This is a genomic window from Paracoccus sp. L-17 (genome assembly GCF_056857655.1).
In genome coordinates, this window is sequence record NZ_JBSXNM010000030.1 from 39,674 (window position 1) to 52,599 (window position 12,926).

Annotated in this window: 9 protein-coding genes; 4 read left to right on the plus strand and 5 right to left on the minus strand. The window is 67.5% G+C overall.

Annotated elements, in window-relative coordinates; translation table 11 throughout:
* Positions 1 to 1,053 carry an SGNH/GDSL hydrolase family protein gene (locus tag AC13CR_RS04940; protein WP_482900762.1) on the plus strand — a complete coding sequence of 351 codons (1,053 nt, stop codon included), beginning with the start codon at positions 1 to 3 and terminating at the stop codon, positions 1,051 to 1,053.
* 7 nt (positions 1,054 to 1,060) lie between these two features.
* Here the strand turns inward: AC13CR_RS04940 and recJ are convergent, their stop codons facing one another.
* From recJ to AC13CR_RS04955, 3 genes are all read right to left on the minus strand, one after another.
* The gene (recJ, locus tag AC13CR_RS04945; RefSeq protein WP_292957883.1) at positions 1,061 to 2,797 is read right to left on the minus strand and encodes a single-stranded-DNA-specific exonuclease RecJ; all 1,737 of its coding nucleotides are present in this window, start codon (positions 2,795 to 2,797) and stop codon (positions 1,061 to 1,063) included.
* A gap of 60 nt (positions 2,798 to 2,857) precedes the next feature.
* Entirely contained in the window at positions 2,858 to 3,823 is a 966-nt protein-coding gene (gene glpX, locus AC13CR_RS04950; RefSeq protein ID WP_292957880.1) for a class II fructose-bisphosphatase, read from the minus strand.
* An 84-nt stretch (positions 3,824 to 3,907) separates the two neighbouring features.
* Positions 3,908 to 4,159 carry a BolA family protein gene (locus tag AC13CR_RS04955; RefSeq protein WP_292957876.1) on the minus strand — a complete coding sequence of 84 codons (252 nt, stop codon included), beginning with the start codon at positions 4,157 to 4,159 and terminating at the stop codon, positions 3,908 to 3,910.
* Positions 4,160 to 4,240: 81 nt separating this feature from the next.
* Here AC13CR_RS04955 and AC13CR_RS04960 point away from each other — a divergent pair, with 81 nt between their 5' ends.
* On the plus strand, positions 4,241 to 4,870 hold the full coding sequence (locus AC13CR_RS04960; protein ID WP_292957873.1) for a J domain-containing protein: 630 nt from the start codon (positions 4,241 to 4,243) through the stop codon (positions 4,868 to 4,870).
* A gap of 60 nt (positions 4,871 to 4,930) precedes the next feature.
* Here AC13CR_RS04960 and lnt read toward each other — a convergent pair whose 3' ends face one another.
* Positions 4,931 to 6,490: an apolipoprotein N-acyltransferase gene (gene lnt / locus AC13CR_RS04965; protein WP_292957871.1), complete on the minus strand. Its 1,560-nt coding sequence runs from the start codon at positions 6,488 to 6,490 to the stop codon at positions 4,931 to 4,933.
* Positions 6,491 to 6,499: 9 nt separating this feature from the next.
* Positions 6,500 to 8,569 carry a DEAD/DEAH box helicase gene (locus tag AC13CR_RS04970; protein WP_414692178.1) on the minus strand — a complete coding sequence of 690 codons (2,070 nt, stop codon included), beginning with the start codon at positions 8,567 to 8,569 and terminating at the stop codon, positions 6,500 to 6,502.
* Between the two features lie 264 nt (positions 8,570 to 8,833).
* On the opposite strand from AC13CR_RS04970, the gene AC13CR_RS04975 reads away from it, so the two are divergent.
* Both AC13CR_RS04975 and argS read left to right on the plus strand, forming a co-directional pair.
* Entirely contained in the window at positions 8,834 to 10,945 is a 2,112-nt protein-coding gene (locus tag AC13CR_RS04975) for a cation:proton antiporter (RefSeq protein WP_292957869.1), read from the plus strand.
* A 230-nt stretch (positions 10,946 to 11,175) separates the two neighbouring features.
* A complete protein-coding gene (gene argS, locus AC13CR_RS04980; protein ID WP_292957866.1) occupies positions 11,176 to 12,918 on the plus strand; it encodes an arginine--tRNA ligase in 1,743 nt (580 codons plus the stop codon).
* Positions 12,919 to 12,926: the final 8 nt, after the last annotated feature.

Consider the following 12,926-nt stretch of genomic DNA (forward strand, 5'->3'; position numbering starts at 1 on the left):
ATGACGATCTTCGTCTCGGGCGATTCCAATTCGGTCCGTCGCGATGGCTGGGTCGCCGGATTGATCGCCCATCCCGACACGCCGGCCGAGGTGCGCAACATCTCGATCGGCGGCGCGCCCTCGCATATGAGCTTGCTGCGGGCGATGCGCGAAACCGGCATGGGGCGCGGCGACGTCCTTATCTGGGCCTATGGCATCAACGACGCGCTCTATATCCGGAATGCCGGCTATACGGTTGACGAGATGATCGGGGTCTTGCGTCAGATCATTGCGATCTGCGCGGATCGCGGCGTCGTCTTCGCGCCGATGATCTTCCAGCCGCGCCGACCCTCGCAAATCCGGCGGAAATCGCCCTATCGTGCCGCGCTGCACGATCTGTTCGGGGCAAGCGGCATCCCCTATTTCGATGTCGATGAAGCCTATCTCGCCGTCCATCCCGACAGCGCGACGCTGCCAGTGGAGTTTTACCAGGACTATCTGCATTACGCGAATGATCCGGCGGTTTTCGGCCACATCGTCGCCGGGGCGCTGGATCTGATCCGGCGCGGCAGGGTGCCCCACCATCCCGGCGCCGATCTGCCCTCGATCCGCCTCGTGACGGATTTTCCGGGGGCCGGGCGGGGCGTTCTGGAAAACAGCGCCGTGGGACGCGTCACGACGTGGGATCCCGGTCCGGAGGGCGTTCAGGTCCGGCTGCCCGGCCCCGGCAGGATTGTCGGGCTGTTCGTGACCACGACGCGGCAGGGCGGGGTCTGGAACCTGACGTTCCAGGGCGCGTCCGATCAGGTCTCGGTGGCCTTCGCCGACCGGGATTTCAATCGCACGATGCTGAAATTCATCTCTCCGGAAGCCGTGACCGGGCGCTCTTTCGCGCATGACGGCCCGGAGATCCTGCGGATCGGCTGGTCGGACGAACCGGGCAGGGTGCTGGCCGATTTCTGGTTCCTGTCCGAACCCGATCCGCAGGATCGTTCGGGTCGCGAAGCGCGGCTGGTCGCCGTCATGACCGAAAATCGTGGACAATGCCGCGAAGGCGGAACGGGATGCGCCTGACCCGCGGCTAGACCGGGGCCGCGTCGTCCAGCCGCAACCGCAATCTTTCGCGCCCGCCCCAGGTGGACAATTCCAACTTGCCCGCCAGATGAAAGCGCCGGCCCTTCGCACCGATCAGCGCGGGCCCGAGGGGGCCGTTCATCGCGCCCCAGGCCACGGCCTCCAGCGAGGGGCCGCCCGGGCTGCGGAAGGACAGCCGCAGATGGCTGTCGCCCATGGTCGCCGCGCTGTCGATCAACTGGTCGGCAAAGGCGAAACGCGGCGCCGGGGCGGCCTGGCCATAGGGTCCGGCATCTTCGAGTTGGCGGAACATCTGCGGCGTGGCCCCCGCGCCCTCCAGCAGCCCCGAAACGCGCAGGTCGCGGCTGCCGCTGCGCTGCGACAGATCGCGCTCGATCAGGTCGGCCAGCCGTGCCATCGCGTCGGGAATACGGGCGGCCTCGACCGTCAGACCGGCGGCCATCGCGTGCCCGCCACCTTTCAGCAGCAGGCCCTCCTGCGCCAGCCGCTGGACCGCACGGCCCAGGTCGACGCCGGGAACCGAACGGGCCGATCCCTTTCCGATTCCGCCCTCGATCCCGATCACGACCGAGGGCAGGTCGCTGGCCTCCTTGACCCGCGCCGCGACGATGCCCACGACGCCCGGATGCCAGCCATCGCCGGCCGCCCATGACAGGCGCGCATCGCCGCGCGCCTCGACCTGGGCCAAGGCTTCGTCGCGCACCGCCGCCTCGATCGCGCGGCGATCGCGGTTCAGCCCGTCCAGATCCGCGGCCAGCCGCCCGGCCTCGACGGGATCGGTCGCCGACAGGCACAGCGCGCCCAGATCGGCGCGCCCGACGCGCCCCCCGGCATTGATCCGTGGGCCCAGAAGGAAACCCAGGTGAAAGCTGTTGGGCGGCCCGTCCAGCCGCGCCACGTCGGACAGCGCAACCAGTCCCGGCCGCTGTCGCCGTGCCATGATCGCCAGCCCGGTCCTCACGAAAGCCCGGTTGACCCCCACCAGGGGCGCCACGTCGGCCACCGTCGCCAGCGCCACCAGATCCAGCATCGACAGCAGATCGGGCTCGGGCCGGCCCATCCGGCGCAGCACGCGCCCGGCCTGAACCAGCGTCAGGAAGACCACGCCGGCGGCGCAGAGATGGCCCAGCGATCCGTCCTCGTCCGCCCGGTTCGGGTTCACCACGGCCAGCGCGGGGGGCAGGGTCTCGCCGCCCAGATGGTGGTCCAGCACGATCACGTCGCGGCGCCCGGCGGCGGCAAGCGCATCATGGCTCAGCGTGCCGCAATCGACACAGATGATCAGATCATGCGCGGCGGCCAGTGCCTCGATCGCCGGCGCGTTCGGACCATAGCCCTCGTCGATCCGGTCGGGGACATAGAGGGTCGCGTCCCGGCCCTGTCGCCGCAGCCAGTCCAGCAGCAGCGCGGCCGAGGTGCCGCCATCGACATCGTAATCGGCGAAGATCGCGATCCGCTGTCCGCCGACAGCAGCCGCCACGATCCGCTCGGCCGCCGTCTCCATGTCGCGCAGGGTCAAGGGATCGGGAAGAAGATCGCGCAGCCTCGGCGTCAGGAAAGCCTCGTGGGCGCCGGCCTCGATTCCGCGTTCGGCCAGAACCCGCGCCACCGCCAGCGGCAGGGCGGACTTCTGCGCCAGCCCCTCGGCCAGCCGCTCCAACGCGGCATCCGGACCGATCCAGCGCCGCCCGCTCAGCGATTGCTCGATCCCCAGAAACGCCACGCGGCTCCTTTCGACTTGCAGAAATCCTTCCCAGGCGGGCCCGGGGCCGGGCGGCGCGGCCTACCTTACCGGGTTGCGATACAGCATCCGCCTGACCGAGCCGGTCTTGGACCGCATCAGGATCGTCTCGGTCTCGATATAGCCGGGCCGGGTGTGAACGCCGCGCACGATCGAGCCGTTCGTCACCCCGGTCGCGGCGAAGATCACGTCCGCCGTCACCAGATCGTCGCGGGTATAGATGCGGTCGAAATCGCTGATCCCGGCCTTGCGTGCGCGGCCGCGCTCGTCCTCGTTGCGAAACAGCAGCCGACCCCACATCTGTCCGCCCATGCATTTCAGCGCCGATGCGGCCAGAACCCCCTCGGGGGCGCCGCCGGAGCCCATATACATGTCGATCCCGGTCAATTCGGCCTCGGCGGTGTGGATGACCCCCGCCACGTCGCCATCGGTGATCAGCCGGATCGCGGCGCCCGTCTCGCGAACCTCGGCGATCATTTCCTCGTGGCGCGGACGCTCGAGGATGCAGACGGTGATGTCGCTGTCGCGGCAGGCCCGCGCACGGGCCAGCGCCCGAACCCGTTCGGCCGGGCTCATCCGGAGGCTGACCACATCCTTGTCATAGCCCGGCCCGATGGCCAGCTTGTCCATGTAGACGTCAGGCGCATGAAGCAGGGTTCCACGCGGCGCCATCGCGATCACCGTCAGCGCGTTCGGCATGTCCTTGGCGGTCAGCGTCGTGCCCTCCAGCGGGTCCAGCGCGATATCCACCTGCGGCCCCTGACCGGTGCCGACCTCTTCGCCGATATACAGCATCGGCGCCTCGTCGCGCTCGCCCTCGCCGATGACGACCACGCCCCTGATGTCCAGCATGTTCAGCTGATCGCGCATGGCATTGACGGCGGCCTGATCAGCGGCCTTTTCGTCGCCGCGCCCGATCAGCAGGGCCGAGGCATGGGCCGCCGCCTCACTGACGCGGGCCAATCCCAGGGACAGCATGCGGTCGTTGAAATCCCCGGGCGCATTCATGATCGGTTCCTCGTCACCTGCCTCGTCGCTGGGCTTCTACGCGGCGCTCGCCGGGCGGGCAAGCCTTGACGGCGCTAACAGCGCTCAGGCCTCGGCCAGATCCAGCGACAGGGCGTGGATCCGCGGCACGATATCGCCCAGCGTGCGGTGAACAAGCCGGTGCCGCTCGATCCGGCTCAGCCCGGCAAAGGCGGCCGCGGTCATTCGGATGTGAAAATGACTCTCGCCGCCCTCGCGAAAACCCGCATGTCCGCGATGGGATTCGCTGTCGTCCACGATCTCCAGCCGTTCGGGGCGCAGAGCTTCCAGCCTGTTGCGCATCTCGTCCGCGATCATCCGCACATCCTTTCGTCAAGACCTTTCATGTCGCCCGAAATAGCCTAAACTGCCGCCTCCGAGTCGCAAAGGTGCCCGAGAATGAGCAGCAAAGACCCCTTCGGATTCGACATTTCGGCCGCGAAGGACAAGAAGCGCAAGAACAAGGGACGCCGCGGCATGTCGGGCGCCTTCGAAACCTCGACCCGCATCTGCGAACGGGAAGGATGTGACGAGGCGGGGCAATACCGGGCGCCCAAGAACCCGCGCAACCTTGATGATTATTTCTGGTTCTGCAAGGAACATGTGCGGGAATACAACGCCAACTGGAACTATTTCCAGGGCCAGTCGGAAGAGGAATTCCAGCAGTTCATCGACAATGCGACGGTCTGGGAAAGGCCGACGAAACCCTTCGGCCGCGCCGCCGAGGAACAGAAATGGGCTCGCCACGGCGTCAGCGACCCGCACGAGATCCTGGGTGCCAACGGCACCGCGCCCGAGGCCCGCGCCCGGGTCGCGGCCCGCAAACTGCCGCCGGCCGAACGCAAGGCGCTGGAAATCCTTGAAGCCCGCGACGGCTGGTCACGGACCGAAATTCGCCGCCAGTACAAGTCGCTGGTCAAGGATCTGCATCCGGACATGAATGGCGGTGACCGCTCGGACGAGGATCGTCTGGCCGAGGTCGTCTGGGCCTGGGATCAGGTCAAGGACAGCCGGTATTTCCGCGACTGAGGCGGATCACGCCGCGCCGGTCCCTCGCCCTCTTTCCAGATACCTCCGGGGGGGGACGCGTCAGCGACGGGGGGCGGCGCCCCCCTTGCGACGGAACAGCCGGGGCGCGGCGGCCGCCATCAGCAGCACCAGCGCCACCAGCACCACCACCGGCATCGAGCCCCACCTGATCCAGACGGTCGGCGGCAGCGCGCCGGGCAGCTTGGCGTCGATCTTGCCGGCGACGCCAAGGCCAAGGGACTGGCGAACCGCGCCGCGGGCATCGATCACGGCGCTGACGCCGGTATTGGCCGCGCGCATCATCGGCAATCCGGATTCGATGCTGCGCAGGCGGGCCTGGGCAAGATGCTGATACGGACCCAGGAAGCGGCCGAACCAGCCGTCATTCGTGGCCTGCAACAACCATGCCGGACGATTGTCCAGACCGCGAAGATGCTGGGGAAAGATCGCCTCGTAGCAGATCAGGGGCTGAAAGGGCGGCAGCTTGCCGGCCTGCATCGAGGCCGGGCCGGAGCCGGACGAATAGCCGCGTCCCGATTGCGCTGCAAAGGCCGAGATGCCGAACCGTGCCAGCGCATCGCCCCAGGGAATGTATTCGCCAAAGGGCACCAGGTGGAACTTGTCGTAGACCGCTTCGGGTCTGCCCTGCGCGTCCAGCGCGACGAGACTGTTGAAATAGCGGCCGCCCTCTCGCCGCTGGATGCCGGTGACCAATGGGGCACCCGCTGACCCGGCCAGGACCGGCAGCACGCCCTCGGCATCGTTCAGCAGGAAATTCACCGCCGTCTCGGGCCAGATCACAAGATCGCGGGGGCCCGGCTCGGCCGACAGATCCAGCAGGCGGCGGAAAAAGACCGCGGACCATTCCGGGTCCCATTTCAGCTTTTGTTCGGCATCGGGCTGGACGATCCGGATGGTGAAATCGGTATCGGGCGGCAGGGGGCGCGACAGCCGGTTCAGGCCCAGAGCCCAAAGCCCGCCGGTTGCAAGGATTGCCAGCCCGATGCCCGGCAGGAAACCGGTCGCGCGGCGTTCGAAGGGTCGCCACAGCGCTGCGGGCAGGACGGCAAGCGCCATCGTTATCGCCGACAGCCCGATGGCGCCCGTGCTCGAGGCGATCTGCGCAATCGGGGTCGAGATCCAGGTATGCCCGACCAGGTTCCAGGGCAGGCCGGTGAAAAGCCAGCCGCGCAGCCAGTCCGACAGAACCAGCGCCGCCGCGATGGTCAGGCTGCGGCTGCGCCAGCCGGGTGCGGCAAGTGCGGCCAGCCAGCCGGGAATGGCCCAGAACAGGGCGCCGCCAAGCGCCATCAGGATCAGCGCGAAAGGCGCCATCCAGCCATAGATCTCGGGTTCGACCAGGAAAGGCTCGACGATCCAGCTCATGCCCAGGCCGAACCAGCCCAGCCCCGCCGCCAGCAGATGCCAGAACGCGGCCTGCGGGTTGGCGCGGCAGGCGCGCCAGATCAGGATCGCGAAGGCCACCGGAGCCAGCCCCCAGACATCGAAGGGCGCAAGGCCCAGCGACGCGATCATGCCAAGCGCCAGATCGGGCAGAAGCTGGCGCAGCGGCGGTCGCCGGCCAGAGCGCAGGCGCGGCGGGGTCAGGCGGTCGCGCATCGTCGAGGCTCAGGCGTCAGCGTCGGCATTGTCCCCGGTTGCGGGGGCATCGGCCTTCTTGCGGCGGGGCCGCCTGGGCTTGGGCATGGGCGTCTCCTCGGCCCCGGGCTTGGCCGGCTCGGCCTCGGCCTCTGCGGCAGGGTCGGCCTTCTTGCGGCGGCTGCGCGCCGGTTTCGCGGCCGAGTCGCTGTCCGCGGCGCCGGTATCGTCCTCGGCCGCGCTGTCCTTCTTTGCGGTCTTGGCGCGGCTGCGGCGCGGTTTTGGCGCGTCCGCCGCCGCCTCGGCGGTCTCGGACTTGGCGGCCGCAGCCTTGCGACGGGTTTTCCTCGGCTTGTCGTCCGGCGTTTCTGCCTGTGCCTCGGCGGGGGCTTCGGCCGCCGCGGGTGTCTCGGCCGGCGTTTCGACCATGGCCTCCGTCGGCGGCGCCGATTCCTCCGGCTGCTCGGGCGACGCGGGCCCGGTCGCCGTCTCGGCCTCGGCGGTCGAGGATTTGCGGCGCCGGCTGCGCTTTGGCCGGGGCTGTTCCTGCGGTTTCCCGGCATCGTCGTCGCTGGTTGCCGGGGGCTCGTCACGGGTGGCGCTGTCCAGCGCCGACCGGATCGGCACCAGCATGAAGTCCGGAACGTGATCGCCCATGCCCTGCACCGGCTGGCCGCGATCCTCGCCGCGGCCCCTGCGTCCTCCGCGCCGGTCGTCGCGCCGGTCCTGCTGGCCGGATTGTTCGCGGCGTTCGGGCTGCTGCGGTGCGGTTTCGGCCTCTGGCGCGCGCGTCTTCTCGGGTTGATCGACGCGCGGGCTGTCCTCGCGCGGGCGATCCTCGCCGCCGCGACGGCTGCGGCTTCGGCCGCGCCCCCCGCGACCGCGGTCGTCGCCATCCCTGCGAGACGAGGATGGCGCCGCGTCCGTCAGCGAAAATCCCGTTGGCGCCTCGGCGCGCGGCAGGCTTTGCTTTACCAGGCTTTCGATGGCCGAAAGATATTTCTCGTCCGAGGGCGTGGCGAGGCTGATGGCGGTGCCCTGACGGCCCGCCCGGCCGGTGCGGCCGATGCGATGGATATAATCCTCGGCATGGCTGGGCAGATCGAAATTGAACACATGGCTGACCGCCGGAATGTCCAGCCCGCGTGCCGCCACGTCCGAGGCGACCAGCAGTTTCAGGCTGCCGTCGCGGAAACTGTCCAGGGTCCGGGTGCGGTGGCTCTGTTCCAGATCGCCGTGGATCGGGGCGGCATCATAGCCGTATTTGGCCAGCGACTTGGCGACGATGTCCACATCGGTCTTGCGGTTGCAGAAGATGATCGCGTTCTTCAGCCCGCCGGTTTCGGTCGCGAGACCCTCGGCATCGATCAGGGCGCGCAGCAATTCGCGCTTCTGCTTGGCGGCCTGATCCTTGCGGGTGGGCGTGAACTGGATCAGCTTCTGGGTGATGGTTTCGCTGGCGGTGGCCTGGCGGGCAACCTCGATCCGTTCGGGGGCGTGCAGGAAGGTGTTGGTGATCCGTTCGATCTCGGGCGCCATCGTGGCGCTGAAGAACAGCGTCTGGCGGGTGAAGGGGGTCAGTTGGAAGATGCGTTCGATATCGGGGATGAAGCCCATGTCCAGCATCCGGTCGGCCTCGTCCACGACCATGATCTGCACGCCGGTCAACAGCAGCTTGCCGCGTTCGTGATGGTCCAGCAGGCGGCCCGGCGTGGCGATCAGCACATCGACGCCGCGATCGATCAGCTTGTCCTGTTCGGCAAAGCTGACGCCGCCGATCAGCAAGGCCTTGGTCAGCTTGGTGTGCTTGGCATAGGTATCGAAATTTTCGGCCACCTGCGCGGCCAGTTCGCGCGTCGGGCACAAGACCAACGACCGCGGCATCCGCGCGCGGGCCCGACCACGACCCAGCAGCGTGATCATCGGCAGGGTGAAGCTGGCAGTCTTGCCGGTGCCGGTCTGGGCGATGCCCAGAACGTCGCGGCCTTCCAGCGCGGGCGGAATGGCCCCTTCCTGGATGGGTGTCGGGTTCTCGTAGCCGGCCTCTTCGATGGCCTTCAGAACCTTGGGGTCGATTTTCAGATCGGAGAATTTCGTCATGCGGGGGCTTTCCATTGGCCGCGCCAATCGCGCGCCGCGTTCCATGCCGTGCGCCCGAATGGCGCATCAGTCGGCTGTCATGGGACGCAGTTCCGCACGCCCCTTCGGTCGTTCCGCCGGATGCGGACCCGCCTCGCCTAAACCAACCGGGCAGGAAGGTCAATCTTTCCGGCCGAAAACCTGCCACAATGGCAGTCGACAGGGAACCTTTCGGCCGGCAGACGCTTGGACGCGGGACACCGGCGCACAGAACGAGGGACAGGAATGGAGATGGACGTGACCGGCGGGCTGAGCCCGATCCAGGCCTTCGCCGTGGTCGGTATCGCGGGGGTGGGCGCGCAATGGCTGGCATGGCGGTTCCGCCTGCCCGCGATCGTGCTGATGCTGGCCGCCGGGTTGCTGCTGGGCCCGGTCACGGGAATTTTCGTGCCGGCCCGCGATATCGGCGATCTGATCAAGCCGATGATCGCGCTGGCCGTTGCCGTGATCCTGTTCGAGGGGGGCCTGACGCTGAGCCTGAAAAAGCTGGCCGATGCCCGGCCGGGCGTCAGGCGGCTGGTCTATATCGGGGCGCCGCTGGGCTGGATCCTGTCGTCGCTTGCGCTGGTTTTCGGCGCCGGGCTGGGCTGGGAATCGGCCATCGTCTTCGGCGGGGTCATGATCGTCACCGGACCCACGGTCATCGCGCCCCTGCTGCGACAGGCCAGGCTGACCTCGCGGCCGGCGCAGGTCCTGCAATGGGAAGGCATCGTCAACGACCCGATCGGCGCCCTTGTCGGCGTCATCGCGCTGGAAATCGTGCTGGTCTATCGCACCGGTGTCACCGCCGGCGAGGCCATCGGACAACTGGTTCTGGGCGTCGGCTTCGCGGCGCTGATCGGGGCCGTGGCGGGCTACATGCTGGTGCAGGCCTTCCGGCGCGGCTGGGTGCCCGAATACATGAAGGTTCCGCTGCTTTTCGTCGCCGTGCTGGCGATCTTCGCGGTATCGGACACGCTGTTGCAGGAAAGCGGGCTGCTGGCGGTGACGGTCATGGGGCTGGTCGTCGCGAATGCCGATCTGCCCAGCTATCACGAACTGCACCGCTTCAAGGAACATGCGACGATCCTGCTGGTTTCGGGGGTGTTCATCCTTCTTGCGGCGGGTGTGGAATTCGACACGCTGGCGCAACTGAACTGGCTGCGCGCGGGCATCTTCGTCGCGCTGGTGGTGCTGGTGGCGCGGCCGCTGACGGTCCTGATCTCGCTGATCGGATCGAACCTGACCCTGCCCGAACGGTTTCTGATCGCCCTGACCGGGCCGCGCGGGGTGGTGCTGGTCGCCGTCTCGGGCATCTTCGGCGAGAATCTGGTATCGGCGGGGATCGACGACGGCGCGCAGATCGCGCCGCTGGCCTTCGTGCTGGTGCTGGTGACGGTCGTGCTGCACGGCTTCACCCTTGCGCCGCTGGCGCGGCGGCTGGGTCTGACCTCGGGCGAGAAGCCGGGCCTGATGATCGTCGGCGGCTCGCTGTTCGCGACGGGCCTGGCAAAGGCGCTGGAAAAGGCCGAGGTGAACGTGCTGATCACCGACACCAACCGCGATCATCTGCGCACCGCGCGGGCCCAGAACATTCCCACCTTCTATGGCGACATTCTGGGCGAGGCGGCGGAAAGCAACGTCGAGTTCATCACCTATTCGGGGATCCTCTCGGCATCCGACAACGACGCCTACAACACGCTGGTCGCCACCGATCTCGCACCGGAATTCGGTCGCGAGGCGATCTGGCAGCTTGCCCGCCACAAGGAAGATCGCGCCCGGCATGCGCTGCCCTCGCAACTGGGCGGGCAGACCATCGACGGCAACCGCACGCTGGCCGAGTATCTGGAACTTCTGGCCGAGGGCTGGATTTTCCGCACCACGCGCCTGACCGAGGAATACCGGCTGGACGACTGGCGTGCGGTGCGCGAGGGCGCGATCCCGCTGGCGGTCGTGCAGGACGGCAAGCTGTGGTTCGTCACCGATCCCGACAGCGATGTCGTGGACAAGGCGGGGGTGCGGATCGTGTCGCTTCTGCCGCCCGACATCGCCGACCAGATCGCGCGCGAGAACGAGGCGCAGGCCAAACCGCAGGAAAAGGCCCGCCGGATCGCCCGCGACGAGGCCGAGGCCGTCAAGCGCGGTCAGGGCAATGGCAGCGTCAAGGGCGGCGAATCGGGGCAGGAGGCCGAAGAGCTGCGCGAGGATATGCAAGATGATTCCGAACTGATCGAGACCCAGGGCAAGGTCGCCGATCCGGACAGCGATGAGGATCACAGCAGCCAGCCCGATCCGGATGCGGCGCTGGAGGACGAGGAACGGCCGAAAGACCGAAAGGATCGGGATTCGCAGGACTGACGATCCGACCGGGCGGGCATTCCCGTCCCGGTCGCGGATCCCCCGACCGCAATCCCGGCGCGGCGGGTGTCGTCCGGCCGCGCATCGCCCCCTGACCGGGACCGGTGGGCGCGTTTCCGATGCCGGGATCGCCGACAGATGCCCCTGCTTCCTGGCGCGCTTCGGCCACCGCTGTTGACCTTCCATATCCGCAGGCGATAACCGGCAGGCTGAATGTCAGGAAGCCGATCATGAACCTTTTCACCGATCTTCGCGGTATCGTCATCGAGGCGCTGGACCAGATGGCCGGGGCGGGCGAAGTGCCTGCCGGTCTCGACACCGCCAATGTCACGGTCGAGCCGCCGCGCGATCCGGCCCATGGCGACATGGCGACCAATGCCGCGATGGTGCTGGCCAAGCCCGCCGGCATGAAGCCGCGCGAGATCGCCGAAAAACTGGCCGCCCGGCTGACCGATCCCCGCATCGCAGGCGCCGAGGTGGCGGGACCGGGCTTTCTGAACCTGCGCCTCGCGCCCTCGGTCTGGCAGGGTGTGGTCAGGACGGCAATCCGCGCGGGCCGCGATTTCGGCCGTTCCGGCATCGGCGCGGGCCACAAGGTCAATGTCGAATTCGTCAGCGCCAACCCGACCGGCCCGATGCATGTGGGCCATGTCCGCGGCGCGGTCTTTGGCGACGCGCTGGCCAATCTGCTGGCCTTTTCCGGCCACGAGGTGACACGCGAATATTACATCAACGACGGCGGCGCGCAGGTCGATGTGCTGGCCCGCTCGGCCTATGAGCGTTACCGCGAGGCCAATGGGCTGGAACCGGAAATCCGCGAAGGGTTGTATCCCGGCGATTACCTGATTGCGGTTGGCGAGGCGCTGAAGGACAGATACGGCGACAGCCTGCTGGAGCGCCCCGAGGAGGAATGGCTGGCCGAGGTGCGCGATTTCGCGACCGAGGCGATGATGGGGATGATCCGCCAGGATCTGGCCCTGCTGGGCGTCCGGATGGACATCTATTCCAGCGAAAAGGCGCTTTACGGCAGCGGCAGGATCGAGGCGGCGATCAAGCGCCTGGACAGCTTGGGCCTGATCTATCGCGGCGTGCTGGAGCCGCCCAAGGGCCGACTGCCCGAGGATTGGGAGGCGCGCGAACAACTGCTTTTCAGATCGACCGCCCATGGCGACGACGTGGATCGGCCGATCCAGAAATCGGATGGCGCCTGGACCTATTTCGCCCCCGACATCGCCTATCACTGGGACAAGATCGACCGGGGCTTCGATCAGTTGATCGACGTGTTCGGCGCCGATCACGGCGGCTATGTCAAGCGGATGAACGCCGCGGTGAAGGCATTGTCGAACGGCCGCGTGCCGCTGGACATCAAGCTGATCCAGCTGGTCAAGCTGTTCCGGAACGGCGAGCCCTTCAAGATGTCCAAGCGGGCGGGCACCTTCGTCACCCTGCGCGATGTCGTCGAAGAGGCAGGTTCGGATGTGACCCGTTTCATCATGCTGACGCGCAAGAACGACGCGGCGCTGGATTTCGACTTTGCCAGGGTGCTGGAACAATCCCGGGACAACCCGGTCTGGTATGTCCAGTATGCCAGCGCGCGGGTCAGTTCGGTCCTGCGCCGCGCGACAGAGGTTGGCATCGACGTCTCGGATTCGGCCCTTGCGGACGCCGATCTGTCGAAACTGGCCCATCAATCAGAACTTGACCTGGCCCGGAAAGTTGCCGAATGGCCACGCCTTGTCGAACATGCCGCCCGCGCGCACGAGCCGCATCGGATCGCGTTTTTCCTCTACGAGATCGCGTCCGACCTGCATTCGCTGTGGAACCGGGGCAATGACGATCAGTCGCTGCGCTTTGTCCAGGATGGCGATTCGGCCACGAGCCAGGCAAAAATCGCGCTGGTCCGGGCGGTTGGCGTTGTCATTTCCGCCGGTCTGGGTATCCTTGGCGTCACTCCGGTCGAGGAAATGCGCTGACCAAAGGC

Excerpts from the sequence above, each read along its gene's own strand:
- AC13CR_RS04975 (WP_292957869.1), top strand. The coding sequence starts at position 8,834 with ATGGAGATGGACGTGACCGGCGGGCTGAGCCCGATCCAGGCCTTCGCC.
- glpX (WP_292957880.1), bottom strand. The coding sequence starts at position 3,823 with ATGAATGCGCCCGGGGATTTCAACGACCGCATGCTGTCCCTGGGATTG.
- AC13CR_RS04960 (WP_292957873.1), top strand. The coding sequence starts at position 4,241 with ATGAGCAGCAAAGACCCCTTCGGATTCGACATTTCGGCCGCGAAGGAC.
- AC13CR_RS04940 (WP_482900762.1), top strand. The coding sequence starts at position 1 with ATGACGATCTTCGTCTCGGGCGATTCCAATTCGGTCCGTCGCGATGGC.
- AC13CR_RS04970 (WP_414692178.1), bottom strand. The coding sequence starts at position 8,569 with ATGACGAAATTCTCCGATCTGAAAATCGACCCCAAGGTTCTGAAGGCC.
- lnt (WP_292957871.1), bottom strand. The coding sequence starts at position 6,490 with ATGCGCGACCGCCTGACCCCGCCGCGCCTGCGCTCTGGCCGGCGACCG.
- argS (WP_292957866.1), top strand. The coding sequence starts at position 11,176 with ATGAACCTTTTCACCGATCTTCGCGGTATCGTCATCGAGGCGCTGGAC.
- AC13CR_RS04955 (WP_292957876.1), bottom strand. The coding sequence starts at position 4,159 with ATGATCGCGGACGAGATGCGCAACAGGCTGGAAGCTCTGCGCCCCGAA.